This is a genomic window from Cognatishimia sp. WU-CL00825, from assembly GCF_040364665.1.
In the GTDB taxonomy this organism is placed as follows: Bacteria; Pseudomonadota; Alphaproteobacteria; order Rhodobacterales; family Rhodobacteraceae; genus Cognatishimia.
Genome location: NZ_BAABWX010000001.1, coordinates 397,920 through 419,975, shown reverse-complemented (window position 1 = coordinate 419,975; position 22,056 = coordinate 397,920). Strand labels below are relative to the sequence as shown.

General features: G+C 52.8%; 23 protein-coding genes, 1 tRNA gene and 1 pseudogene. 12 read left to right on the top strand and 13 right to left on the bottom strand.

Annotated features, from left to right (window positions below; all coding sequences use genetic code 11):
• The first annotated feature begins 40 nt into the window (after positions 1-40).
• The 3 genes from ABXG94_RS02030 (at position 41) to ABXG94_RS02020 (ending at position 2,434) form a co-directional block, all read left to right on the top strand.
• Complete coding sequence (locus ABXG94_RS02030) at positions 41-526, top strand: DUF2306 domain-containing protein (RefSeq protein WP_353532003.1); 486 nt, start codon at positions 41-43, stop codon at positions 524-526.
• 102 nt (positions 527-628) lie between these two features.
• A complete protein-coding gene (locus tag ABXG94_RS02025) occupies positions 629-2,212 on the top strand; it encodes a peptidoglycan-binding domain-containing protein (RefSeq protein WP_353532002.1) in 1,584 nt (527 codons plus the stop codon).
• 135 nt (positions 2,213-2,347) lie between these two features.
• A tRNA-Leu gene (locus ABXG94_RS02020) sits at positions 2,348-2,434 on the top strand.
• A gap of 679 nt (positions 2,435-3,113) precedes the next feature.
• Here ABXG94_RS02020 and ABXG94_RS02015 read toward each other — a convergent pair.
• Positions 3,114-3,518 carry a winged helix-turn-helix transcriptional regulator gene (locus tag ABXG94_RS02015; RefSeq protein WP_353532001.1) on the bottom strand — a complete coding sequence of 135 codons (405 nt, stop codon included), beginning with the start codon at positions 3,516-3,518 and terminating at the stop codon, positions 3,114-3,116.
• 117 nt (positions 3,519-3,635) lie between these two features.
• Here ABXG94_RS02015 and ABXG94_RS02010 point away from each other — a divergent pair, with 117 nt between their 5' ends.
• Both ABXG94_RS02010 and ABXG94_RS02005 read left to right on the top strand, forming a co-directional pair.
• On the top strand, positions 3,636-4,022 hold the full coding sequence (locus ABXG94_RS02010) for a hypothetical protein (RefSeq protein ID WP_353532000.1): 387 nt from the start codon (positions 3,636-3,638) through the stop codon (positions 4,020-4,022).
• Between the two features lie 425 nt (positions 4,023-4,447).
• Positions 4,448-4,981: a ricin-type beta-trefoil lectin domain protein gene (locus ABXG94_RS02005; protein ID WP_353531999.1), complete on the top strand. Its 534-nt coding sequence runs from the start codon at positions 4,448-4,450 to the stop codon at positions 4,979-4,981.
• A gap of 173 nt (positions 4,982-5,154) precedes the next feature.
• Here the strand turns inward: ABXG94_RS02005 and ABXG94_RS02000 are convergent, their stop codons facing one another.
• Complete coding sequence (locus ABXG94_RS02000; RefSeq protein WP_353531998.1) at positions 5,155-6,030, bottom strand: LysR family transcriptional regulator; 876 nt, start codon at positions 6,028-6,030, stop codon at positions 5,155-5,157.
• A 29-nt stretch (positions 6,031-6,059) separates the two neighbouring features.
• On the opposite strand from ABXG94_RS02000, the gene ABXG94_RS01995 reads away from it, so the two are divergent.
• Genes ABXG94_RS01995 through ABXG94_RS01980 form a run of 4 tightly spaced genes read left to right on the top strand, consistent with a single transcriptional unit; the run spans position 6,060 to position 7,718 of the window.
• Positions 6,060-6,227 (top strand): SWIM zinc finger family protein, encoded by a 168-nt coding sequence (locus tag ABXG94_RS01995; RefSeq protein ID WP_353531997.1) that lies wholly within the window; start codon positions 6,060-6,062, stop codon positions 6,225-6,227.
• Positions 6,163-6,630 carry an ester cyclase gene (locus tag ABXG94_RS01990; RefSeq protein ID WP_353531996.1) on the top strand — a complete coding sequence of 156 codons (468 nt, stop codon included), beginning with the start codon at positions 6,163-6,165 and terminating at the stop codon, positions 6,628-6,630. The genes ABXG94_RS01995 and ABXG94_RS01990 overlap by 65 nt, the downstream gene beginning before the upstream one ends.
• Before the next feature lie 58 nt (positions 6,631-6,688).
• Complete coding sequence (locus tag ABXG94_RS01985) at positions 6,689-7,171, top strand: nuclear transport factor 2 family protein (RefSeq protein ID WP_353531994.1); 483 nt, start codon at positions 6,689-6,691, stop codon at positions 7,169-7,171.
• 22 nt (positions 7,172-7,193) lie between these two features.
• Positions 7,194-7,718, top strand: a complete 525-nt coding sequence (locus ABXG94_RS01980; RefSeq protein WP_353531993.1) for a luciferase domain-containing protein — start codon at positions 7,194-7,196, stop codon at positions 7,716-7,718.
• Positions 7,719-7,880: 162 nt separating this feature from the next.
• On the opposite strand, the pseudogene ABXG94_RS01975 reads toward ABXG94_RS01980, so the two are convergent.
• The 7 genes and pseudogenes from ABXG94_RS01975 to iolD all read right to left on the bottom strand — a co-directional run bounded on the left by ABXG94_RS01975 (position 7,881) and on the right by iolD (position 15,617).
• Positions 7,881-8,926 (bottom strand): annotated as a pseudogene (locus tag ABXG94_RS01975) (IS3 family transposase).
• 329 nt (positions 8,927-9,255) lie between these two features.
• Complete coding sequence (iolG, locus tag ABXG94_RS01970) at positions 9,256-10,245, bottom strand: inositol 2-dehydrogenase (RefSeq protein WP_353531992.1); 990 nt, start codon at positions 10,243-10,245, stop codon at positions 9,256-9,258.
• Positions 10,246-11,076 carry a class II fructose-bisphosphate aldolase gene (locus ABXG94_RS01965; protein ID WP_353531990.1) on the bottom strand — a complete coding sequence of 277 codons (831 nt, stop codon included), beginning with the start codon at positions 11,074-11,076 and terminating at the stop codon, positions 10,246-10,248.
• Positions 11,073-11,915, bottom strand: coding sequence for a 5-deoxy-glucuronate isomerase (locus ABXG94_RS01960; RefSeq protein WP_353531989.1), 843 nt, complete (start codon positions 11,913-11,915; stop codon positions 11,073-11,075). The genes ABXG94_RS01965 and ABXG94_RS01960 overlap by 4 nt, the downstream gene beginning before the upstream one ends.
• 13 nt (positions 11,916-11,928) lie before the next feature.
• Positions 11,929-12,912, bottom strand: a complete 984-nt coding sequence (gene iolC / locus ABXG94_RS01955; RefSeq protein WP_353531988.1) for a 5-dehydro-2-deoxygluconokinase — start codon at positions 12,910-12,912, stop codon at positions 11,929-11,931.
• Complete coding sequence (locus ABXG94_RS01950; RefSeq protein WP_353531987.1) at positions 12,909-13,745, bottom strand: phytanoyl-CoA dioxygenase family protein; 837 nt, start codon at positions 13,743-13,745, stop codon at positions 12,909-12,911. Before ABXG94_RS01950 ends, iolC begins: the two co-directional genes overlap by 4 nt.
• Positions 13,746-15,617, bottom strand: coding sequence for a 3D-(3,5/4)-trihydroxycyclohexane-1,2-dione acylhydrolase (decyclizing) (gene iolD, locus ABXG94_RS01945; RefSeq protein ID WP_353531986.1), 1,872 nt, complete (start codon positions 15,615-15,617; stop codon positions 13,746-13,748). It lies immediately after the preceding gene.
• Positions 15,618-15,738: 121 nt separating this feature from the next.
• Here iolD and ABXG94_RS01940 point away from each other — a divergent pair, with 121 nt between their 5' ends.
• Genes ABXG94_RS01940 through ABXG94_RS01930 form a run of 3 tightly spaced genes read left to right on the top strand, consistent with a single transcriptional unit; the run spans position 15,739 to position 18,917 of the window.
• Positions 15,739-16,842 carry a Gfo/Idh/MocA family protein gene (locus ABXG94_RS01940; RefSeq protein ID WP_353531985.1) on the top strand — a complete coding sequence of 368 codons (1,104 nt, stop codon included), beginning with the start codon at positions 15,739-15,741 and terminating at the stop codon, positions 16,840-16,842.
• A 15-nt stretch (positions 16,843-16,857) separates the two neighbouring features.
• Positions 16,858-17,754: a TIM barrel protein gene (locus tag ABXG94_RS01935; RefSeq protein WP_353531984.1), complete on the top strand. Its 897-nt coding sequence runs from the start codon at positions 16,858-16,860 to the stop codon at positions 17,752-17,754.
• Between the two features lie 2 nt (positions 17,755-17,756).
• Positions 17,757-18,917 carry a Gfo/Idh/MocA family protein gene (locus tag ABXG94_RS01930; RefSeq protein ID WP_353531982.1) on the top strand — a complete coding sequence of 387 codons (1,161 nt, stop codon included), beginning with the start codon at positions 17,757-17,759 and terminating at the stop codon, positions 18,915-18,917.
• Here the strand turns inward: ABXG94_RS01930 and ABXG94_RS01925 are convergent.
• The 4 genes from ABXG94_RS01925 to ABXG94_RS01910 are packed head-to-tail and all read right to left on the bottom strand — an operon-like array spanning position 18,914 to position 22,015.
• Positions 18,914-19,912 (bottom strand): LacI family DNA-binding transcriptional regulator, encoded by a 999-nt coding sequence (locus tag ABXG94_RS01925; RefSeq protein ID WP_353531980.1) that lies wholly within the window; start codon positions 19,910-19,912, stop codon positions 18,914-18,916. The genes ABXG94_RS01930 and ABXG94_RS01925 overlap by 4 nt on opposite strands.
• 25 nt (positions 19,913-19,937) lie before the next feature.
• Positions 19,938-20,141 (bottom strand): hypothetical protein, encoded by a 204-nt coding sequence (locus ABXG94_RS01920; RefSeq protein ID WP_353531979.1) that lies wholly within the window; start codon positions 20,139-20,141, stop codon positions 19,938-19,940.
• A 7-nt stretch (positions 20,142-20,148) separates the two neighbouring features.
• Positions 20,149-20,925 carry an ATP-binding cassette domain-containing protein gene (locus ABXG94_RS01915; protein ID WP_353531978.1) on the bottom strand — a complete coding sequence of 259 codons (777 nt, stop codon included), beginning with the start codon at positions 20,923-20,925 and terminating at the stop codon, positions 20,149-20,151.
• Positions 20,926-20,941: 16 nt separating this feature from the next.
• Positions 20,942-22,015: an ABC transporter permease gene (locus tag ABXG94_RS01910; RefSeq protein ID WP_353531976.1), complete on the bottom strand. Its 1,074-nt coding sequence runs from the start codon at positions 22,013-22,015 to the stop codon at positions 20,942-20,944.
• Positions 22,016-22,056: the final 41 nt, after the last annotated feature.

Below are 22,056 nucleotides of genomic sequence, written 5' to 3'. Positions count from 1 at the left end.
CTGTCCCATCCAAAAATTAATACTTATCGGAGCAAAGACAATGGCCTCATTTACCCCCCTTTTGAACGCGACACCAGTGCTTCAGCTACATGTCGCAAGCGCCATCCTTGCAATTTGCCTTGCGCCAATTGTGATATTTCGCGAGCGGCGCGACCGCAGCCACAAACAATTGGGTTATTTTTGGGTCAGTGCGATGATGATCTGTGCGATCAGTTCGCTTTGGTTGCATGGCATTCGCCTTTGGGGGCTGTTTAGCCCGATCCACCTGTTATCTTTGTGGACCATCTTTGGGCTTGGATACGCCGTGAGACAGGCGATCCGTGGTAATATAGCTGCCCATCGCAAAACAATGAAATCCATTGCTTTCTGGGGTTTGGGCGTGGCTGGTTCACTGACATTCATGCCGGGTCGCATGATGAATGAGATTGCCTTTCCCAATGCACCAGTTCAGGGATTCGCAACAATCCTGGTGTTTTTCATATTGGTTGTTTCCGGAGCCAGCCTGCGCCAGCGCCGATTTAGCTAAGAATTCACGAAAACCCATCGGTCGCTCAATTGGAGACTTTGAATTTTCCAAGCATGTGTTAGGTTTTCGTTATTGAATTTATGACCCAGGGGGATTGGCCAAATGGCATTTAAGCACATCTCTGCGGCAATCTTGGCGGCGTCCATCGCGCAGCCAGCAGCCGCAAATGATTTTCTCGGAGGCGTTGTAGGCGGCCTGATCGGCGGCGCAATTGTTTCGGAAGCCAACAAAAACAAGCGGCGCAAGGTTTATAGTGGTGTTTCCGCCTCGGTGCGCCAGGAACGCCGCGACATTCAGACGTCGTTGAATTATTTTGGCTATCCGGCGGGCACACCGGATGGCGTTTTGGGGCGGCGGTCGCGAGCGGCCATTGCATCTTACCAGAGCTTTTTGGGCTATCCTGCAACCGGGCAGCTGAGTGAGTTCGAGAAAAACATTCTAATCGGGGCCTACCATCGTGCCATCGCAGGTGGCGCGGACGTCAATCGTTTGATTGCCCGCGATGCCAATGGCGTTAAGGCTGTTTTGATCGCGCAACGTGATGATATGTCGTCGGGTACAGCCCCTGGCGCTCGGCGCACCGCTGGCTATGCTGGCCTGCCCTATGAGGTTTCTGTGGCGGTTGACGAGATTGCAGATAGCTCGGACCCGTCTGCGGAACAGCTTTTACAGCGCTCTGGCTTTATTCAACTTGCTGATCTGAATGGTGACGGCAACAACGACTATATTCTGGACACCTCGTTTGCCGGATCAAGTTTTTGGTGCAACGCAACCCAGTGTAAAACCCTGGTATTTGCTTCTTCGGCGGCAGGCTATGTGCGCAATGATCTGTTGCTGCACAATCCTACGCCTGCCAGCTTTGACTGTATTGGCCCCAATTGCCGGGTCAGCACTGCGAGCACGCAAATGGCCTCTGCACCTGCGTTAACTGCACCTGAGGAGGCCCCTGTAACCACCGCGGTTGCCGCCCCGGCCTTTCCGGCATTGCCGCTGTTTCAGACAGAAGAAGCCAATGCCTCGCTCACAACCCATTGCAGCAAAGTCAATCTGCTGACCAATGCAAATGGTGGCTTTACCACAGTGTCAACGCTTGGGGATCCTGACTTTGCCCTCAGCGAGCAGCTTTGTTTGGCCCGGACCTATGCCATCGCTGAAGGCGACGCGATGATTGCCAAGGTGTCTGGCGTGTCTTCGGCCCAAATCGAACAGCAATGTCAGGGGCTTGGGACAACGTTGAAAGAACATGTGTCTGCCCTGTCGCTAAAAGACAGCAGTGATGTTGTGCGCGATGTCAGCGGGTTTGTTCTGAAAACCGGCATGTCGCCAGCGCAGCTTGCAGGCACAGCCAAAATTTGTCTGGCAACCGGCTATCGCACTGACAATCTGGACACCGCCATCGCATCGGGCCTGTTGCTGGTGGCTTTGGGCAATCGTCCCTATGCCGAACTGATGGGGCATCACCTGTCACAGGGATTTGGGGCTTCGGTGCGCAAAGACCTGGCTGTCAGCTGGTATGGCGTTGCACTTGATGCGCTGAGTGCCGGTGCCACACCGGTGTTTGCGACAACCCAACCAGAGCGCGCTGATCTTATTCAGCAGGCCACATTTGCCCTGAGTGGAGGCAACACAGCAGGGGCCGCAGCACCGGCCAATACTGCCCTGCCGGTGTTTTCAGTAACCGAATGATATGAGACACTTAGGTCATTGACCCACCAGCGGGCCGCGTATCATGCGCGGCCCGTTTTGGTTTTTTGGAGCACGCGCACATTTACGCTTCACATCCGATATCTGAGTCGCTATAGACCCCTCACCAAGTCATGTGCGGTCGTGGCGGAATTGGTAGACGCGCAGCGTTGAGGTCGCTGTGGGGTAACACCCGTGGAAGTTCGAGTCTTCTCGACCGCACCATTAAACCAGATAATCTGTTGATTTAGAACAAGTTTTTGTTGCGCGATATATTCAGACTACCTTTTGGTCCATCTGACAATTACACTCTTCGCTGTCGACTTGATTATTTACTCAAACAGAATGTCACTGGTTCTTCCGCTACCTTTTCAAAACCGGATATCTATTGGCTTACTTAGGCCTTCCATGGTACCCGCATCTCCCCCAAAGTCGTATACCTACAACGTTCCAGGTTTCCTCTCGTGATCAAACACTTGGACGATTGTCTAATTGAGCTCGCCACCCGGAAACAAACCTCAATCACATCCATCCACTAATAATCTCAAAAACTTACTAATAAAATTCTACATCTTCTCTAACGCGCAACGACTGAAGCAATGTGCTCGCGCTCAATTCAAACAGCTATGTTTTTCGCCAGCAACACGGCACTGTTTTTAACAGAATCGGCAGAAAGCAGACTTTCGCCACGCTTGAGGAAACTCATTGTGCACGCTCGAGCACGGCCATTTTTTTGCAAACTGACCTCAAGCATGCTGCATTCGATCTAAGTGCCGCTTCGAGCCCATTCCGACCGATGCTCCGGAATGCACGAATGGCTGCTTTCAAATGAGTGTAGAGTTGGATTGGTGTTCTCGGCTGAACGCTGATGGATGAAGGGATGTCGTCTGTGCTACGATAACAATCAGAGAACAGCTATCCGAACATCAGCGAGCTTTGTTGCTTTAGCATCGTCACCCACTAGTGCAACAAATTGGCGCTTGCCGGACTTGCGATCCAAAATCTCGATAGCCGGTTCGTTTTGATTTATATGCTTATCCCCCCATTGCATCAGAGCTAGGATGGGCAACCCCAATTCCGCACCTTTTTGCGAAAGGCCATATGCATATCGGGTTCTTGCGCCCGCTTCGCGGTAAGGTTCTCGAATAAAAATTCCAAACTCTACTAATCGCTTAAGCCGCTCAGTCAACACAGACCTCGGAATTCCGAGATCACTTCTCATGTCATCGTAACGCTTCACACCGTAGAACGCTTCTCGCAGAATCAAGAGCGTCCAGCGATCCGAAAGTATTTCTGTAGCAAGCGCCATACCACATCGGTCCATAGGGACCGGTGCAGACTTTCGCACAGTTCTCTCCATATCTGAGTTTGACATTCAGTTTCAGCCCTCGTATCTCTACCTGAATTCAATATAAGGACTCAGACTATGGATGCAATCACCGTAACCCTCGTCACGAAAATTATTGTTACAGCAGTCTTGCTTGTGCCGCCGTTCCTTTTGTATTCTAAAGACAAACTTGGACCACGTTTGGATGTTGTGGCGAATTCGCCAACTTTCTTTCGCCTGTACGGGGTCGCCATGCTGGCGCTGCTTGCTGCCTATATAAGCGGCCTGTTGCAAGTCATTCAGGGCGAGTTTCCTTGGGGGATCATCCCGATGGCTATCGTGTCCAATGGTGGTGGAGCCATTGTATTATTTACTCTTGGGTCGGCCACAGTCAAGCGCACAACCGCGCCCGTATTTGGTGCATTGGCGGTTGCTTTTATCTTCTGTGCCCTTGTGCCAGACGCGGCGATGACGAAGTTCTTTTAACTACTAATTCAGCAGCGCTGGACATTTGTCCTAGCGCTGCCAGCGCAGAATCCAATTTCCGAAACAAATTGGGCCCGGCGCGAAACCAGCCATTAGTGCATCCGCAGCGAAAGCTCACTATTTCCCGCGAAGTGTGAATTCCCCCGCCTCGCGATTTTGCGGTTGCCGCGAATGTTGGCAATGCGGACAGCGATCGCAGCATTGTCGAGGGTTGGTCAAGGTCGGCTTTGGGCCATTTGCTTCGCCAACAGCAGCCAAGCTTCGTCAGATGCTGCGCTGCATCCGATGACAGCAAGAGCTTAAAGTGGCTGATCTCGAAGGGTAAAAGAATGCCCGCCCAAATTTCGACGGAAAGTTCGGCATAATACGTTGAACCGTTAGATGGTCGCAATTACGCGCTACCGAAATCAAATCACGGAGAACACATGTCACCTATGAAATCGCTGCCAGTTGCTGTGAGTATAATGGCTTTTTCAAGTTCCGCTTTTGCTGAGAACGTCGAAATCTACGTGGTCGATTTGCTTGACAACATCCAGAACGGCTATTGCATCGACATCGCCAAAGGGCGCGGCGCGGACGCTAATCCAAACGATGGGCTTCAAGCTCACACTTGCTACAGCCCAACCGGCGAAGTGCTTGTGGATCAGGCATTCGATCCAGACCAATTCGCAGATGGCTTGCTTTACATGCCTGAGTTTGATGTCTGCATCCAGGTCTCTGCAACCGAGGTTGGAGCTTCGGCTGAACTAGCTACGTGTGATGGTTCTTCTGCACAAAGCTGGTTGTTTGACGGCGAAGGCACCATTGCCCCTGTGTCCGCTCCAGGAATGTGTTTAACGCTAACAGGAGATACGCGCACTGGTCGCAGCGATGAAAATCAGATGATTGCGATGACGTTGCAGTCATGTTCGGACGAGCAAGCAGCCTATCAAACATGGTCTAATCGAAAGGCGGAGTAAACTTGTCCGAGAGGCGCAACGAATTGTGGTTCTCGGGCTTTTTAACCGCGATAACCGACATTGCAGTAGCGGCAGCGAATGTCTCCTTGGACGCGCCACGCCACAGCAGCCACGCCTCCATTCAAAGGTAGGATTGGGCCGACCGCTTCAGGGGACCAAATTCGTCGCGTTTTTCACTGTGTTTTGGAATGACCCTGTTGTTCAGCAAGGAAACGCACGAAATGAACCGTCAGGTTCTCTCGTCGCGACTGGTCTGGCCAGACTGCGTAGATGCCCAAGGGGGCAAGGCGCCACCGTTCCATGAGCTCCACAAACTCACCCTCTTTCAGTCCCTCGTGCACAAGATACCTAGGAAGAACCGTTACGCCAAAATTGCGTCGTGTGTATTGAACCAACGCATCAATGCTGTCTACCTGCAGCCTAGAACGACCTGCCACTTTCACAGGGTGCCCCGAACCGGAACTGAACTCCATTGCGTTTGAACGTTGTTTGTATCTGATCCAGTCCCAAGTTTCGAGGTCTCTAGGGTGCTGCGGGTCAGGCCGAGCTTTCGCATAGTCGACACCGGCGACGAGCACCCGTTCAATTTCGCCGAGTTTACGTGACATCATCGAACTATCTTCAAGCCAGCCGACACGAATGTTTAAGTCGAAGCCGTCTCTAAGCAAATCAACAGGAAGGTCGGTGAATGATACGGACAACTCAACGTGTGGATAGCGCGTGGTGAAGTCTCCCATTGCTGTTGCGAGGCTGGACGATGACATAAAGGCGGGAACCGAAACCCGGAGAGACCCTGCTGGTTCCAGCGACAGGGCATTCAACTCATCAAGGCCGTCTTCAGCGCAGCGCACCATCTCGACTGCGTGAGCATAGAACTTACGTCCTTCGTTTGTCAGAGCGATTTTTCTAGTCGTACGGTTAAGCAAAGTCGTCCCCACGAAATCTTCAAGATCCGTCACGATCTCACTGACACGAGAAGGGGCCAACCCAATATCCTTCGCTGCCGCCCGAAATGAGCCGAGGTCCACCACACGCGCGAAGATGGCCATGTGTCTTAAATGATCTATCATTGTTCTGATTGGCCGAACTGTGTTGTCTGAAACCAGAAGATACACAAAACAATCATTCGTCAATATCTCTATCATGCGGGCCAGAAACAAACCCAAACGATGGAGATCGATATGAAATTGATGCCGATTGCACTTGTCGCAACCATGACCCTTGCAGGCACTGCGTTGGCCGATGACACGGCCACAGTTCAGATCTTCTACGACCTGCTCAGCAACCCCACGTCTCTGGATCACGTTGCGGCATTCGAAGCCTCTATCACTGAAGATTGGGAGAGCGTCGGTGACTATTCGGGCGCGAATAAATCCCGCGAAGGATTCCTCGGGCAGATCGGCGGCTTTGGTCAGCTTGTCCCTGATCTGAACTGGGCCGTCCAGGCCATGCATCAGGACGGCAGCTTCGTCACCGTCCGCAGCCGCGCCACCGGAACTCCCGTCGGACCTATTTTCGGCGTCGATGGGGACGGTAGCAGCTTCGACATCATGACCATCGACATCCATGAATTGGAGAACGGCAAGATTGCCTGCTCCTACCACGTTGAAGACTGGGCAGGTGCCTTAGGCCAACTTTCTGATCGTTGAACCGAAATTTTGGAGCTGCAAGGAAGCAGCTACATTTTAAACTGAAAGGAAATCAAGAATGGAACGCAGAACTGCATTGAAGGCAACAGGCTTGTCGGCCTTAGCCCTGTTCCTCGGCAACCAAGCACTTGCCGACGACAACTCAGCCGCCAGCTTGGGCACTGTCATGAGCTTTATGGGCGCAATGGGCAGTGGCGACATGGAGACTGTAGGTGCGCTCATGGCCGATGATATGGTCTGGCACAACGAAGGCGATACGACCCTGCCGTGGGTGGGTGGTTCCGAAGGGAAAGAAGCGATCTTCGCGTTTCTCGGTGTCTTCTCGTCTAACTTAGAGACCACGATGTGGGAGAACACTGACGCGTTCGCCTCAGACGATACCGTTGCCGTCTTCGGCAAAATGAACGGAAAAACGACGAAATCCGGTAAAGAGATCGGGGAGTTCACCTTTGCCCTTCGTGCCAAGGTCCGCGACGGTCAGGTCGTTTTGTGGCATTGGTTCGAAGACAGCTTTGCCGTCAGCCAAGCCTATCACGGATAAGTTCTGACGCAGGAGACGTGCCATGTCGATCCGAACAACCCTTCTTAGTGCAATAGCGGTGTTTGCCGCAATGTCGTCTGCATTTGCAGCAAATGAATTGCCGATGCGGACAACACCCATACCTGAAACTACGAACGGCGTGCCGCATGTGCAAATTGGGATTGAGCCAATCCGGGAAATCTCGGAGGCTCTTCTCGGCAAAATCGCGATGTTCCCCGGTGTCGATATCCGCAACACTGTGATCTCGCTGCCTGGCGCTTTGGGGTTCTGGATCAAAGAAGATGTAACCTTGGCGCGACCCGATGTCATTGTGGGCGGACGAGAGTTCGCCCACATTCACCCCGATGGTAGTCTGCATGCGTCATTGCCGCCATCCCTAGCGAAACAGACCGTTGAATCTGGTTGGGCCGTCAGCCACCCTTGGGCAAACCAACGGCCCGGGTGGGAGGGGTTCGTCATGATCTTCACTCCTACGACTGCAGAGGAGCTAGAGGTCGTACTAGATCTCGTTAGGGCTTCCTATGATTTTGTGACCGGTCAAGAATAGCGCTCTATCTGCCAATTCACGCTGCCATACCTTCGCGCTCGCTGCGCGTTCGACATGCCTCAACGGGACATCTGCAAAGTACATTGAACGACGCCGCGTCGGAAACGTCCCTCAGCCCAATTTAGGGACCTGTCCCGCGTTAGTGCCGGCGCAAGTGCTCGTTTAAGCCACTTTCCGTTCGATTGCGACGGGGCTTTTCCAGCCCAGTGCTGAATGCCGTCGGCGCGGATTGTAGAAGCCGTTGATGTATGCCACCGCACGGCAGTTGATACGCAGTATCAATGAGAGTGGGAGATCGCCATTTCAGCCTTCTGCCGCGTATCCCAAGGGTGTCTCCAGCTCAGTTCAACTTTGATTGCTTTAAAGAACGTTTCGACGGCAGCGTTGTCGTAGCAATTGCCCTTGCCACTCATCGATACCTTGAAGCCATGCCGGCGCAGGATCTTCGGATAATCATGAGAATAATATTGGCTCCCACGATCCGTGTGGTGGATGCAGTCTTTTGGGGGTGAACGGAATGGGATGGCCGTCTGCATGGCTCTGATCGCCAGATCACGTTTCATGTGGTTACTGACGGCCCAGCCGATGATACAGCGGGAATGCAAGTCTAGGATGACGGCGTGATACAACCAACCTTCACGCGTCCAAATATAACTGATGTCAGCAGCCCACTTTGGTTTTTGTTCGTTCGCTGCGAAGTTTCAATCCAGTAGGTTTGGCCCGATGTTGAACTTATGATTGCTGTCGGTCGTCACCTTATGTTTGCGCGTTCTGACAACTGATAGGCCGTGCTGGTGCATCAAGCGGCCAACACGTCGGTGGCCCACATTCAAACCGATCTCCTTCAACTCTTCGGTCATGCGTGGCCTGCCACTCTCATTGAATGCAAGTATTCAACTGCCCTGCGATGCATAACTGCCCTCTCGGTAGATTACTGCGTAATCGCCTGACGGGTAATAGGTGGCCTTTTTTAGGATGTCCCTCTCCTCCTTGAGAATGCGCACCTCGCGTCCAAGCCGGTCATTCTCTTGAGCGAGGCTCATATCCTCTTTTGACATCCCATCCGTGTCTCGACGTGCCGTGATCCATTTGTTCAACGTCGACAGACCGACACCTAAATCAGAAGCCACCTGCTTGGGTGTAAGACCGCTGGTCAGTACAATACGCACCGCATCTTGGCGCAACTCGTCCGTCCGTTTCAGTCCCATAGTCAGTCTCCTTTGGTGCAGTAAATGCTATCAAAGGAGCGGCATCAAACCGCGATAAGCCAAAGCACACCTAACACCTTGAACGGCAAAGTTATTTTCGGTTTTCCAGCATTCTCGTTTCGGTGATATCTAAACGCTCAGTAAATGTTGAATGTTGCGTTCTTCTATCATCATCAAAACTTCCGCCGCCCCAGATTTGGGAATTGACAGAAAATGTCCCAAAGCCCCTTCATTTCCACATGGAAACCTGTGCGCTTACTTGGCTGACATTTGCGACAATTTTCAAATCGAGACCTACATGGGTCCCGATTCATGATTTTTTTGAGGCTTCACTTGAACGTTTTGAGCAAACCGTCTGCACATGAGGCGCTGGCGGCGTCAGCCAATAACTGGGCTTTCAATCCGTCTTCACCATCAGGCGTTGGTGCAATCCCTTTGCTGAGGCAGCTTATAAAATGCGCCAATTCGTGGGCATAGGCGGCCTCGTAGCGCTCTAGAAAGAAGTTCATTGTGGGCGCGCGCTGATAGCCATCCTGTGTGGCGATTTCGACCGAATTCTCCAATAGATTATGGGCACGGATCATGCCCTTGGAACCATGCACTTCGATACGTTGATCATAGCCATAAGAGGCCCGGCGCGAGTTGCTGATCTGGCAAATTTTGCCCGAAGTGGTTTGCATGGTAACGGCGGCGGTATCATAATCGCCCGCCTGCCCGATCTCTGGATCCACCAAACACGCGCCACTGGCGTGCAATGACACGGGTTCTTCGCCCAATAAAAAGCGTGCCATATCCAAATCGTGGATCATCATGTCGCGGAAAATTCCCCCCGAGGATTTGATGTAGTCAATTGGTGGCGGGGACGGATCTCTCGACAGGATCGTGACCAGCTCAACCTCGCCAATCTCCCCGGCATCGATGCGGGATTTCAGTGCGCTAAAATTGGGATCAAAACGACGATTAAAGGCGACCATAAATGGCACGTTGTGCTGCTCGATGACCTTCAGACACGCGCGGATGCGATCGGAATTCAGATCAACTGGCTTTTCACAAAAAATCGCTTTGCCAGCAGCGGCAGCCTGATGAATAAGATCGTAATGCGTGGTTGTTGGCGTGCCGATAATGACCGCATCAATAGCGCTGTCAGCAAAAATTTCATCGCTTGTCAGTACGATCGAACCAGTCTTTTTCGCCAGCGCCTGCGCAGCTTCGGGCATGAAGTCACTAACCGCGCCGACGCGCGCGTGTTCTGATGCCATAATCGCCCGGGCGTGCACTTGACCGATCCGGCCGCAGCCAAGAATACCAATGTTTAACATTTACGCTCCTTTCATTGCGGAAAGTACGTTGCGTGAAGCTTGCATAATTGGATCTTCAACGTCTTTCAAAATCGAGACCCGGTCAAAACGCGCATCATCTTTGGCCAAGGCTGCGCGAATAGCTTTTCCAAACTCCATGCGCAGTTCGGTTCCGATGTTGAATTTGCAGACATTCGTCGTTTGTGCCAGCTTTCGACGCTGAGGAATTGGCACACCCGATCCACCATGAATGACCAATGGGACGTCGGTCAAAGCCTGAATGCTGGCAATCCGGGCCTCGTCCAACCCGCCCTCTTTGTCTTGTTGCAGATGCACGTTGCCAACCGAGATTGCCATTGCGTCGACCCCGGTTTCAGTGGCGAAAATTGCCGCTTCTTGTGGATCTGTTCCGGCCGAGTTTTCCCCATCGGCATAGCCGACAAAACCAATTTCGCCTTCGCAGGAGATGCCAGCGGCGTGGGCCATTTCAACGATTTGGCGTGTCTCTGCAATGTTGTCCTGAAGAGGTTTGCGCGATCCATCAAACATCAATGAGGTGAACCCGCTGTCTAGGGCTTCGGAGCATTCGTCATAAGTATAGCCATGGTCCAGATGGGCAACCACCGGCACGCTGGCGTTTTCAGCCAGATACCTGATCATTTTGCCCAGAATTGGGAGCGGCGTATGCGCACGACAGCCTGGGCCAGCCTGTAAGATTACCGGGCAATTTTCTGCTTCGGCGGCTTGGACATAGGCCCGCATATCTTCCCAACCCAAAGTGACCAGGCCAGCCACTGCATATCCCCCTGCCCGCGCGGGCAAAAGGACCTCTGCCAAAGTTGCCAATGTCATTTGAATTTCGCAATCATGTCTTTGATGCCGGGAATGGTCTCAAGCTGATGCGCGTGGCTTGGCTGGAAATACTGCACCAAGCTGCGCTGGGAAAGGCCGCCCAGGATTGTGAAATAATACATCTGATAGCCCGGCAGAACCGCGCAAGGATGATAGCCGCTGTCCAGGCAAATGGTTGACCCATCCACAATGTGATAGGCATCTCCGGCTTTGCCGTCTTCGCGTTGCAACATTTGCACGCCAGATCCATTGTTTGGTTTAAAGCGGAAGTTGTAGGTTTCGTCGTGGCGGGTTTCGAGCGGTAGACGATCAGTGTCATGTTTATGTGATGGAAAGCCTGACCATCCGCCCTCGCCTACGGTAAAGAGTTCTGAGACCAGCAAACGCCCAACCTTGTCATGGTATTTTGTGCCAAGAATATGCTTGATCTTACGATGGGTCTTGGTGTCATCAGAACCGTATTGCACTTTGTCAAGTTCATCAGAGCGTACCGCGAAGGCGTCTAAAACCTTGTCATACAAGGCCCCGGCAACAAAAATTTCGGCTTCATCGCTGGTGCAGACGATCTCTGCTTTGGCAGCAGTAGGCACGTAAACGCCCTCTGGCTCACCATCCCAAACATCCTCGACACGCTCGCCAATGCCGTCGGCCTTGAAGCCCTCGACGTTGATGTCGATTGTCCCAGTCGCAGGCACAATACAGGTTTCATAACGCGGCACAGCATATTCAAATGCTTGGCCTTTTTTCAGTTTGACGATATTGAAGTAATTGAGCGGCACCGTTGCATCATCGACGTCAACAATGGGTTTATTCTGGTTGTCAAAGGGGGCGATGTGCATTGCAGGTATCCTTTCAAGCGGATGTCGGGCCAGGGTGATTGGCCAAAAAATCTTGGAGTGTTTTGGTGTCGGGCATGGCTGGGGCACAGCCGGGCTTTGACACTGTGACCGAGGCACAGGCAGAGCCACGCAAAATGGCGGCGTGCAAATCCATTCCTGCGGAGATGCCGGTGACCATGCCTGCCATAAAGCTGTCGCCGGCACCGGTCGGTTTCAGCGCCTGCACCGGATAGATACCGGTGCGAATTTCCTGCTCGCCAAAGAACGTAACCGCGCCTTTTGATCCCATTTTGTAGACAACAATGGTTGCGGACGACTTGGCGAGGCTACGGGCTTTTTCCAGGCCGTCATCATAGTTGCCCGCCATAAAGCCAAATTCTTCGTCATTGCCGACAATCACGTCTGACAAAGCCGCCGCACGGCTTAGAACGTCAGAGGCAACTTGTTTGCTGGGCCAAGAATACGGGCGGTAGTCCACGTCAAAAATGATGGGCAAGCCCGCGGCTTTGGCCTTTGCAAAGGCATGGAATGTGGCCGCACGAGACGGGTCAGCTGCGAAAACTGTGCCCGCGGTAATCAATGCGCCAAAGGAGGCAAAATCAACCGCGTCAACATCTGACTTTTCAAGTTGGAAATCGGCTGCGCCGTTGCGATAGATCACCGATTGATGATCTTCGATCCGGCTTTCATAAACCGCCAAAGAATTGCGAAATTCGCCCCCAATAGGTGTGACATGACTGGCGTCTACGCCATAGTGACGCAATTGATTGGTGGCATAGCGCCCGATGCTGTCGTCTGACACGCGGGTGACCAAAGCGGATTTACCGCCTAACTTGCAGATCCCTGCTGCTATATTGGCAGAGCTGCCACCTAGGCTAGCGCGAAAAATGTCACCGTCTTCGGTTTTTGTACCTGGTGGATCTGGGAAGAAATCCATTCCAGCCCGCCCGACGATGACAAAATTGTTTTGTTTGATACCAGAAATTACGTCAGTCATGTGCGCCCAGCTGCGTTTGTTGCGGCAGCTTGATCAAGAATTTCCGGATAGGGATAATTCAGACCAAGAAGCTGTTTGATTTCAGGAGAAGCTGATTTGATAAAGTCAGCGGATAAAGCAGCGGGCATATCTTCGAGCGGCTTAACCCATTTGGGAAGATAGTTGATCAATACGGCAGTGCGATCATGATCCGCCTTGTTTGGCATCGCACAATGCCATGCGACGCCAAAGAACAAAGCAACATCGCCGGGTTGCCCTAACATTTGTTCACACTTGTCAAAAAACTTATCTTCCTCAACGGGATAGCGAAGTTCTTTTTGTGATCCCGGCACATAGGCTGTTGCGCCGCTTTGCGCGGTGAATGGATCCAGCAAGATCGAAATTTGCGCGTTCATCGGGAAGGAACCGTTAAGGCCAACCGGATGGGTTTCTGGCTTGTGAAAATCCCAATATGGGTAATCCACATGCGGTTCTTGCCCTGGACCACCCGGCAAAATTCGATTGGCGGCAATCGAACCCATAATGAATTCACTGCCCAGAAACTTGCGCAAAATCTCCATAAAGACCGGATGTGACGCCATGTCAGAGAAGATCTGCCCCTTTGCCAACAAGTTCCAGACACGTCGTTGCAGATTTGCGGAACCTTCAGCCACAGCCTTGCCCTGAAAATGGGTGACTTTGTCAGCGACCGAAGATTCGCGCATGACAATATCGCGGGCTTCGGCAATTTGCTCTGGGGTAAACAAACCCGACAACAAGACGGCCCCCTTGCCATGCAACAGCTCTTGGACAATTTCATCTGCCTGTGCAGTTTCAGCGGTAAATCGTTTCATTCAGACCCCCTTGCGCTGTCTTACGCGCGCGGATTCGACGTCTTTATGGGCGCTATTGATTTTTTCTTTGTCAGAGACATGAGGGGTGCCAACTTCCCACCACGTGTGTCCCTCTTTGCTCCACCCTTCGTAAGCGTCAACTTTCATTGTGATGACATATGTTTGATCCGCCGCCTTGGCGCGCGCAAAGGCAGCCGCCAGATCTGTTGGGTTTTCAACAGTTTCTGCAATCGCCCCCATCGACCGCGCATGTGACTCAAAGTCGACGGTGACTTGATGTGTCGCGGTTGGCGTATCAGCGATCAAGTTGTTAAAGCTTTCGCCGCCCATGTTGTTTTGCAACTTGTTAATCACTGCAAAACCGCCGTTGTCCAGCACCATGATTATCAGCTTCTTTTGGGTCAGAACCGAAGAGTAAATATCTGAATTCATCAGTAAATATGACCCATCGCCAGTAAAGACGATGGTGTCATTGTCCGGTTCGGTTTCGGCTTGGGCAATACGTGCGCCCCACCCGCCCGCAATTTCATACCCCATGCAAGAAAAGCCAAATTCGACGTCAACCGTGCCGATATCCAGCGTGCGCCAATTGGCGGTAACTTCGGCGGGCAGACCGCCAGCAGCAGCCACCACGCGGTCTCGCGGATCACACAATGCGTTCACGGCACCAATAGCCTGAGCGTAAGAGGCGGGCCCATTGCCGATGCGCGTGTTTTCAGCGACGTAATCCACCCATTTGGCGCGCTCTGACTGGGCGTGCGCAAGCCATTCAGCTGGGGCCTTATAAGCGTTCAATGCAGATTGCAGCGCTGTGATCGCCAGCTTTGCGTCGCCAACTACGGTGGCCGACATATGCTTGGCAGCATCGTGGCGTGCCGCATTGATACCGATAATTTTGGCGTCATGTGCAAAGGCTGTCCAGCTGCCAGTGGTGAAATCTTGCAACCGGGTACCAATCGCCAAAATCACATCAGCCTGTTCGGCGATCGCATTGGCAGAATTAGAACCAGTGACCCCAAGCGGGCCGATATTCTGAGGATGGCTGTCCAAAAGGTTTGCGCGACCGGCGATGGTTTCGACAACTGGAATGCCGCTGATCTCCGCGAATTCAGTCAATTCCGAAACCGCGCCAGAATACTGCACCCCACCGCCAGCTATGATCATTGGCCGCTTGGCAGACGTCAGCAGTGCCATCGCGTCGGCAATTTCATCAACATCCGCGGCTTGACGCCTGATACGGTGGGTCTTTTCGTCAAAAAAGCTAAGCGGATAATCGAAGGTCCAGCCTTGGACATCCTGCGGCAAACCGATGAAAGCCGGACCACAATCGGCCGGGTCCAACATGGTATTGATCGCTGCTGGCAGGGCCTGAATGATCTGTGCAGGGTGGCAAATTCGGTCCCAATACCGGGTGACGGCCTTGAAAGCGTCATTAACGCCAAGGGTTGGATCGCCATAGTGCTCTAGCTGTTGTAGCACCGGGTCTGGCAGGCGGGTGATAAAGGCATCACCGCACAGCATCAACATTGGCAAACGATTGGCATGCGCCAAGGCCGCTGCTGTCAGAAGATTCGCCGTTCCCGGCCCCGCTGACGCAGTGCAAAGCATGATCCGGCGACGCAATTGCGCTTTGGCGTAAGCAGCTGCAGCAAATCCCATGCCCTGCTCGTTTTGGCCACGATAAAGTGGCAGCACATCTTGTTGGTCATACAATGCTTCGCCTAAGCAGGTGACATTACCATGGCCAAAAATGCCAAAACCGCCACCAAATAAACGGGTTTTCTGACCGTCTATTTCAATAAATTGCGCCGCAAGGTATCGCACGATTGCTTGCGCAGTGGTCAGTGTTACAGTGTCGCTGGATTGTACCACGGCACGTCTCCTTAGATCGTCAAATTCGTTCCGTAGCGCGATTGCATATTGACCCGCTACCAGAATCCAAGATAACCATTTTGCAACCGGTTGCAAACGCTTTCTTGAAAGGAGTGCTCTCGTGACGGAAATTGGCATTGGTATCATTGGTGGTGGCTATATGGGAAAGGCGCATGCAGTGGCTTTTTCTTCGGTCGGCGCCATATTTGGAACAGCACTTAGGCCCCGCCTAGAGATGGTGTGTGCATCTTCCGCAGAATCAGCGGAACGCTATCGCCTAACCTATGGTTTTGCGCGCGGCACAGATGATTGGCGCACTCTGGTGAGCGATCCGAAGGTCGATGCAATCATTATTGCGTCGCCACAGGAAACCCACCGCGAGATCGCAATTGCCGCCTTTGCACTTGGCAAACATGTGATGTGCGAAAAGCCCCTGGGCGCGTCGCTGGACGACAGCCGCGCAATGCACATTGCCGCAAAGGATTCGGGTGCTATCCATATGATTGGCTTCAATTATATCCGCACACCGGCCTCTCAGTATGCCCGACAGTTGATCACAAGTGGACGCCTTGGCGACATCACTTATTTCCGCGGTGAGCACACCGAAGATTTTTACGCGGACCCAGATGCGCCAGCCACCTGGCGCACAAGCGGCATGGCCAACGGCACAATGGGAGACCTTGCCCCGCATATGATCAATGGAGCGCGCCGGCTTATGGGCCCGATTACGTCCCTAAGTGCGGTTGTTGAAACGGTTCACAGCGACCGTGGCGGGGTGGCTGTCACCAATGATGACCAAGCGCATATGATGGTCGAATTTGAAAACGGCGCGCAGGGCCACATTCATGTGAGTCGCATCGCGACGGGTCGTAAAATGGGCTATTCATATGAAGTTCACGGCACCAAAGGCGCGATCCGATTTGATGGCGAAGATCAGAACGCGCTGCACCTCTATTTGCGTGAAGGCCCCGAGGCAGAGCAAGGCTTTCGCAAGGTCCTGACCGGACCTGCCCACCCGGATTATTTACCTTTTTGCCAAGGCCCTGGGCATGGCACCGGATACCAAGACCAAATCATCATAGAAGCACATGACTTCTTGATGGCTATCGAAAAGAACCAACTCGTATGGCCGACCTTTGAGGAAGGCTTAGAAGTAAATCGCGTCGTTGCTGCGGCAATTGATTCCAGCGCCAAACGGGCCTGGGTTTCCGTAGCAGACTATTAAGAAAAGGCAGATGCAATGATCAAGATTGGCAATGCTCCCTGTAGCTGGGGCGTGGAATTTGCGGATGATCCGCGTAATCCAAATTGGCGCAAAGTCCTGCAGGAAAATGCAGACGCAGGATATACCGGAATTGAATTGGGCCCGATTGGTTTTATGCCAGAAGACCCAGCCGTTTTGGGGGAAGCGCTAGAAGAATTTGGACAAGAGCTGGTGGGCGGTGTGGTATTTCGCCCGTTTCATGATGCCTCTAAGTGGGACGAGGTGATGGATGCGGCGCAGCGCACTTGCAAGGCGTTGAAAGCACATGGTGCCCAGAATCTTGTACTGATTGATTCTATCTCGCCACGACGCGCACCAACTGCGGGCCGCGCCACTGAAGCAGAGCAAATGGATTCTGCTGAATGGGCTGCGTTTCGGGATCGCATTGCGACCGTGGCCAAAATGGGCACCGAAGACTATGGGTTGACGGTGGGCATGCATGCACATGCTGCTGGTTTTATTGACTTTGAACCAGAGCTAGAACGTCTGCTGAGCGAAGTGGACGAAAGCATCCTGAAAATCTGCTTTGACACCGGCCACCATTCCTATGCGGGATTTGATCCGGTGGCCTTTATGGACCGCTATATCGACCGGATCAGCTATATGCATTTCAAAGATATCGATCCGGCGGTAAAGGCGGATGTTGTCGCAAAACGCACCGATTTCTATGAGGCCTGCGCACAGGGCATTTTCTGCAACCTTGGTGAGGGTGACGTTGATTTTCCGGCCGTGCGCGCTCGGCTGGAAGCCGCAGGTTTTGATGGCTGGTGCACGGTTGAACAGGACTGTGACCCTGAAGGCGACACCTCGCCCATTGCAGATGCAAAATTAAATCGCAGTTATCTGCAATCTATTGGCTTTGAAGGAGCGTAACTATGGCACGTTTGAATTGGGGCATGATCGGTGGCGGCAAAGGCAGCCAAATTGGACCGGCACACCGGTTGGGTGCCGGCTTAGATGGCGAGTTTACTTTGGCTGCGGGGGCGCTGGACCATAATCCAGACGCAGGCCGCGCCTATGCCCAAGAGCTAGGCGTCGCGGCTGATCGTGCCTATGGCGACTGGCAAGAAATGTTGGGGGGCGAACGTAATCGCGAGGATCGCGTTGATCTGGTGACCGTGGCGACGCCAAATGCTACACACTTTGAGATCACCAAGAATTTTTTGGAAGCCGGGTTTCACGTGCTGTGTGAAAAACCGATGACCATGACCGTCGAAGAAGGCACAGAAATCGTAAAGATTTGCCGCAAGACGGGTAAAATCTGCGCGGTCAACTATGGGTATTCGGGCTATTCACTAGTGCGCCACATGCGCGCAATGATTGCCCGCGGCGATTTGGGCAATGTGCGGGTTGTGGTCAGCGAGTTTTCCCATGGGCATCACGCAGATGCCGCGCAGGCGGATAACCCTCGGGTGCGTTGGCGGTATGATCCCGCACAAATGGGGGCCTCTGCGCAATTTGCGGATTGCGGCATCCACGCGATGCATATGGCCAGCTTTGTGACAGGTCAGGAAGTTGAAACCCTGTCTGCAGATTTTGCCTCGACGATTTCCAGCCGCGAGTTGGAAGATGATGCGATGGTAAATTTTCGCATGAGTGGTGGCACGGTTGGCCGACTTTGGACTTCTGCAGTGGCGGTCGGCCGTATGCATGGGCTAACCATTCAAGTATTTGGTGAAAAAGGTGGTTTGCGATGGGCCCAGGAACAGCCAAACCAACTGTATTTCACCCCCACAAATGGCCGTGTTCAGGTGATCGAACGTGGCGAAGCTGATCTGTCGCCGGAAGCGGATCGCAGTACGCGGGTGACGATTGGACATGCGGAAGGCATGCCTTTGGCCTTTGCAAATATCTATTCTGATTTGGCGGCGACCATCCGTGCAGAACAAGCTGGTGTGGCCGTTGACAAGGCTGCAGATCTGTTTCCGCGTGCGGTGGATGGGTTGCGTTCCATGGCGGCGGTGCACGCGTGTGTTGCCTCTGCCAAAGCCGATGGCAAGTGGGTTGACGCTGTGCCTGCGTTGCTAAAAGACTAAGGCAGTGGTCTTAGCGTGCCACGTTCAACGATGTGGCACGCAAACAACCGCGCTTCAGGATAGCGCGTGTCATCTTTGAGCATCGATTCAATTAGTTCAATCGAAGAGGCAATGATTTGTCGGAATGGGTTGTGGATGGTGGTCAGATTGATGTTTTCCCACCGCGCCATTTCCATATCGTTCAGCCCCAATAGCCCGATGTCATCTGGCACATTCAGCCCAGCTGATTGCACAGCCGACAAAGCGCCGATCGACAATACATCGTCACCACAAAAATAGGCCTGCGCTGGCTTGGCTTTTAACAAACGTGTCATTTCAGCGCGCCCTGCATCAAAGGTATAATCGGCTGCAAAGCTTGAACTTAGCTTTACTTGCGGATGTTGCGCCACCTCGTCAACGAATCCCTTATAACGATCTTGGGTGGAGGTGGCCGACTTTGGCCCACCAAGAAATGCCACATCATCATAGCCTCTGGCGATCAAGCTTTGCGCGGCCATACGCCCGGCTTCGATGTTGTTGATGCCCAGGACATTGACCTTGGGGCTGGCCACATGACGGCCAAAAGAATGCACCACTGGTACGCCAGCATCTCGGAAGCCTTCGGCAAAACTCTCGGGCAGTGTGGACGAGGCGACGATCACAGCATCAACCGAATAGGCGCGCAGCATCCGAACCGAGTTCTCGGGATTAACTTCGTCTGTTAAGTTCACCAAAAGAGGACGTAATCCGCGATCTTGTAGCCCCTTTGTAAAGAGGTCAAAAACCTGAAGAAAGATCGGATTGTGAAAGTTGTTTGAGACAAGACCAATGAGTTTTGTGCGCCCTGTGGTCAACGACGAAGCCAGTGCATTGGGGCTATAGCCCAGCTCGTTTGCAGCTTTTTCCACCTTGCGGCGCGTATGTTTGGAAACAGATGCGCCCTCTGTGTAGGTCCGAGAAACAGCAGATCGGGAAACCCCAGCACGCTCTGCTACATCCTTTAGTGTCACCGCCACGAGAACCGTCTCCTTGTTGCCTGCTTCAGGCCTCTTCATCTTCCTCTGCAACCGCCGACCAGTCAGCTGTCCAGAACTTGAACGCCGCTATACCGCCCATGCCAAGAAAAATCATCCCCCAAATCGTTGCCCCGGTTGCAAGTTCAAACAAACCCCAACTCACAACGATGGCGACGACAAGTTGCCGCCGCCATACTGGAAGAAAGAAAGGCGATGCTACATCAAACATCGCGGCTCTATTGTTCGCCGCCAAATTCCGAACCGGTCTTTGCACCGGTGATATAGGCCACGATGTCTTGGCCATCGGTTTCCTCTTTGCGCAAGTTGGCGACAATCTCACCTCGGCGGAACACAACAATACGATCCACCAGATCCATGACTTGGCGCATGTTGTGACTGACAAGGATCAGGGGCTCGCCCGCCTCTTTCAAAGTGCGGATGATGTTTTCAACCTGTGCGGTTTCCTGAACGCCCAGAGCTGCTGTCGGTTCATCCATGATGGTAAGTCGCGAGTGAAACGTAGCTGTACGTGCAATCGCAACACATTGCCGCTGGCCGCCTGACATATTTTGGATGGTGTTGCGAATGTTCGGGATCTTGACCCCGGTTTTTTGCAGACCGTCCATCGTGGCCTGACGCATCGCCTTATAATCCAACAGTCGGAACGGCCCCAACCAATTGGCAAAGGTCTTTTCACGACCCAAGAACAAGTTGTCAGGCACGTCCAGATCATCAGCCAAAGCAAGCGTTTGAAACACCGTTTCAATGCCCGCTTCGCGGGCCTCCAGCGGACCAGCGAAACTGACCGGTTCACCATATAGCCAAACGTTGCCTTTTGTGCGCTGCTCGACCCCGGTGATCTGGCGCACAAATGTGGATTTACCCGCACCGTTATCGCCCATGATGGCGACATGCTCGCCCTTTTTCATTTCAAAATTCGCGCCTTTCAGCGCGTGGACCCCACCGTAATGCTTGGTTAGGTTTTCGGTCTTCAGAACAACATCGTCGCTCATATCTTATTCTCCTAACTTAAGCTCGGTTTCGTTGGCGGTATTGATCAAGAATAACGGCTGCGATGATGATCCCACCCATAGCCATCAACTGATAAGAACCGTCCAGTTTGATAAAGGTAAAACCAGAGCGGATAACACCTAGCACCATGGCACCAAGAACGGTCCCGATGATCGAGCCACGACCACCGGTCAGGCTGATGCCACCAATAACCGCCATTGCGATGGCGAACAGTTCGTAGAATTCACCCATGCCTGCCTGCGCGGTCGATGCTTTAGCGCTAAGAACAACGCCAGCAAATGCAGCAAGCATAGAGGCAATCATATACACCATCACTTTATGGCGCTTCACGTTGATACCCGACATGCGCGCAGCTTCTTCATTAGAGCCGATTGCATAGGTGTGCTTGCCATAAACAGTGTAGCGCAGGATCAGATGGAAAATCAGGGCCAACGATAAGAACCAGACGACGGGCATCATGCCTGACCCAAGGAATTTGTAGCCTTCTGTTGGGAAAGATACCGGACGCCCCGAAGACCACCATAGCGCGATGCCGCGGCAGATCAGGAACATGCCCAGCGTGGCGATAAAGGGTGGAATACGGAAATAGGCAACAAATGTCCCATTGATCAAACCAATGAAGGCCCCGAATGCAAGTCCGACGACGACAGGAATGAGTACGGGCAGATCCATTGCCCAGGTACCAAAGATCGCCTTTGGATTCGGGTTACCGTTGACCAATTCGGTTTGCGCGAAACTCATCGCGATCATCGCGGTGGCAGCAACCAGCGGCCCGGAACTTAGATCGATGCCAGCGGTGATGATGACCTGCGTGGCTCCAAGGGCAATGATCCCGATAATCGCGACCTGAAGAATGATAATTTTGAGGCGCGCCTCGTTAAAGACGGTGTCAAATCTGTCTTTTGTATCAAATAGAAAGCTTTGATCGTTCATGTAGGGCAGAACCTGCCCCAAAATCTCAAAAATTGCGATGATGATGAGGAGCGCAAAAAGCACATTCATCTCGTTGGGCCAAGATTTTTTACTCTTGTCGAAAGTCAGCCCACCAATGCCATGGCTGGTATCAGACATTTATTACGTCTCCCGTTTAACGCTTGCCAGAGATCGGGGCG

Bases quoted from the DNA above. Each gene is read 5' to 3' on its own strand.
- ABXG94_RS02030 (WP_353532003.1), top strand. From the start codon at position 41: ATGGCCTCATTTACCCCCCTTTTGAACGCGACACCAGTGCTTCAGCTA.
- ABXG94_RS02025 (WP_353532002.1), top strand. From the start codon at position 629: ATGGCATTTAAGCACATCTCTGCGGCAATCTTGGCGGCGTCCATCGCG.
- ABXG94_RS02015 (WP_353532001.1), bottom strand. From the start codon at position 3,518: ATGGCGCTTGCTACAGAAATACTTTCGGATCGCTGGACGCTCTTGATT.
- ABXG94_RS02010 (WP_353532000.1), top strand. From the start codon at position 3,636: ATGGATGCAATCACCGTAACCCTCGTCACGAAAATTATTGTTACAGCA.
- ABXG94_RS02005 (WP_353531999.1), top strand. From the start codon at position 4,448: ATGTCACCTATGAAATCGCTGCCAGTTGCTGTGAGTATAATGGCTTTT.
- ABXG94_RS02000 (WP_353531998.1), bottom strand. From the start codon at position 6,030: ATGGCCATCTTCGCGCGTGTGGTGGACCTCGGCTCATTTCGGGCGGCA.
- ABXG94_RS01990 (WP_353531996.1), top strand. From the start codon at position 6,163: ATGAAATTGATGCCGATTGCACTTGTCGCAACCATGACCCTTGCAGGC.
- ABXG94_RS01985 (WP_353531994.1), top strand. From the start codon at position 6,689: ATGGAACGCAGAACTGCATTGAAGGCAACAGGCTTGTCGGCCTTAGCC.
- ABXG94_RS01980 (WP_353531993.1), top strand. From the start codon at position 7,194: ATGTCGATCCGAACAACCCTTCTTAGTGCAATAGCGGTGTTTGCCGCA.
- iolG (WP_353531992.1), bottom strand. From the start codon at position 10,245: ATGTTAAACATTGGTATTCTTGGCTGCGGCCGGATCGGTCAAGTGCAC.
- ABXG94_RS01965 (WP_353531990.1), bottom strand. From the start codon at position 11,076: ATGACATTGGCAACTTTGGCAGAGGTCCTTTTGCCCGCGCGGGCAGGG.
- ABXG94_RS01960 (WP_353531989.1), bottom strand. From the start codon at position 11,915: ATGCACATCGCCCCCTTTGACAACCAGAATAAACCCATTGTTGACGTC.
- iolC (WP_353531988.1), bottom strand. From the start codon at position 12,912: ATGACTGACGTAATTTCTGGTATCAAACAAAACAATTTTGTCATCGTC.
- ABXG94_RS01950 (WP_353531987.1), bottom strand. From the start codon at position 13,745: ATGAAACGATTTACCGCTGAAACTGCACAGGCAGATGAAATTGTCCAA.
- ABXG94_RS01935 (WP_353531984.1), top strand. From the start codon at position 16,858: ATGATCAAGATTGGCAATGCTCCCTGTAGCTGGGGCGTGGAATTTGCG.
- ABXG94_RS01930 (WP_353531982.1), top strand. From the start codon at position 17,757: ATGGCACGTTTGAATTGGGGCATGATCGGTGGCGGCAAAGGCAGCCAA.
- ABXG94_RS01920 (WP_353531979.1), bottom strand. From the start codon at position 20,141: ATGTTTGATGTAGCATCGCCTTTCTTTCTTCCAGTATGGCGGCGGCAA.
- ABXG94_RS01915 (WP_353531978.1), bottom strand. From the start codon at position 20,925: ATGAGCGACGATGTTGTTCTGAAGACCGAAAACCTAACCAAGCATTAC.
- ABXG94_RS01910 (WP_353531976.1), bottom strand. From the start codon at position 22,015: ATGTCTGATACCAGCCATGGCATTGGTGGGCTGACTTTCGACAAGAGT.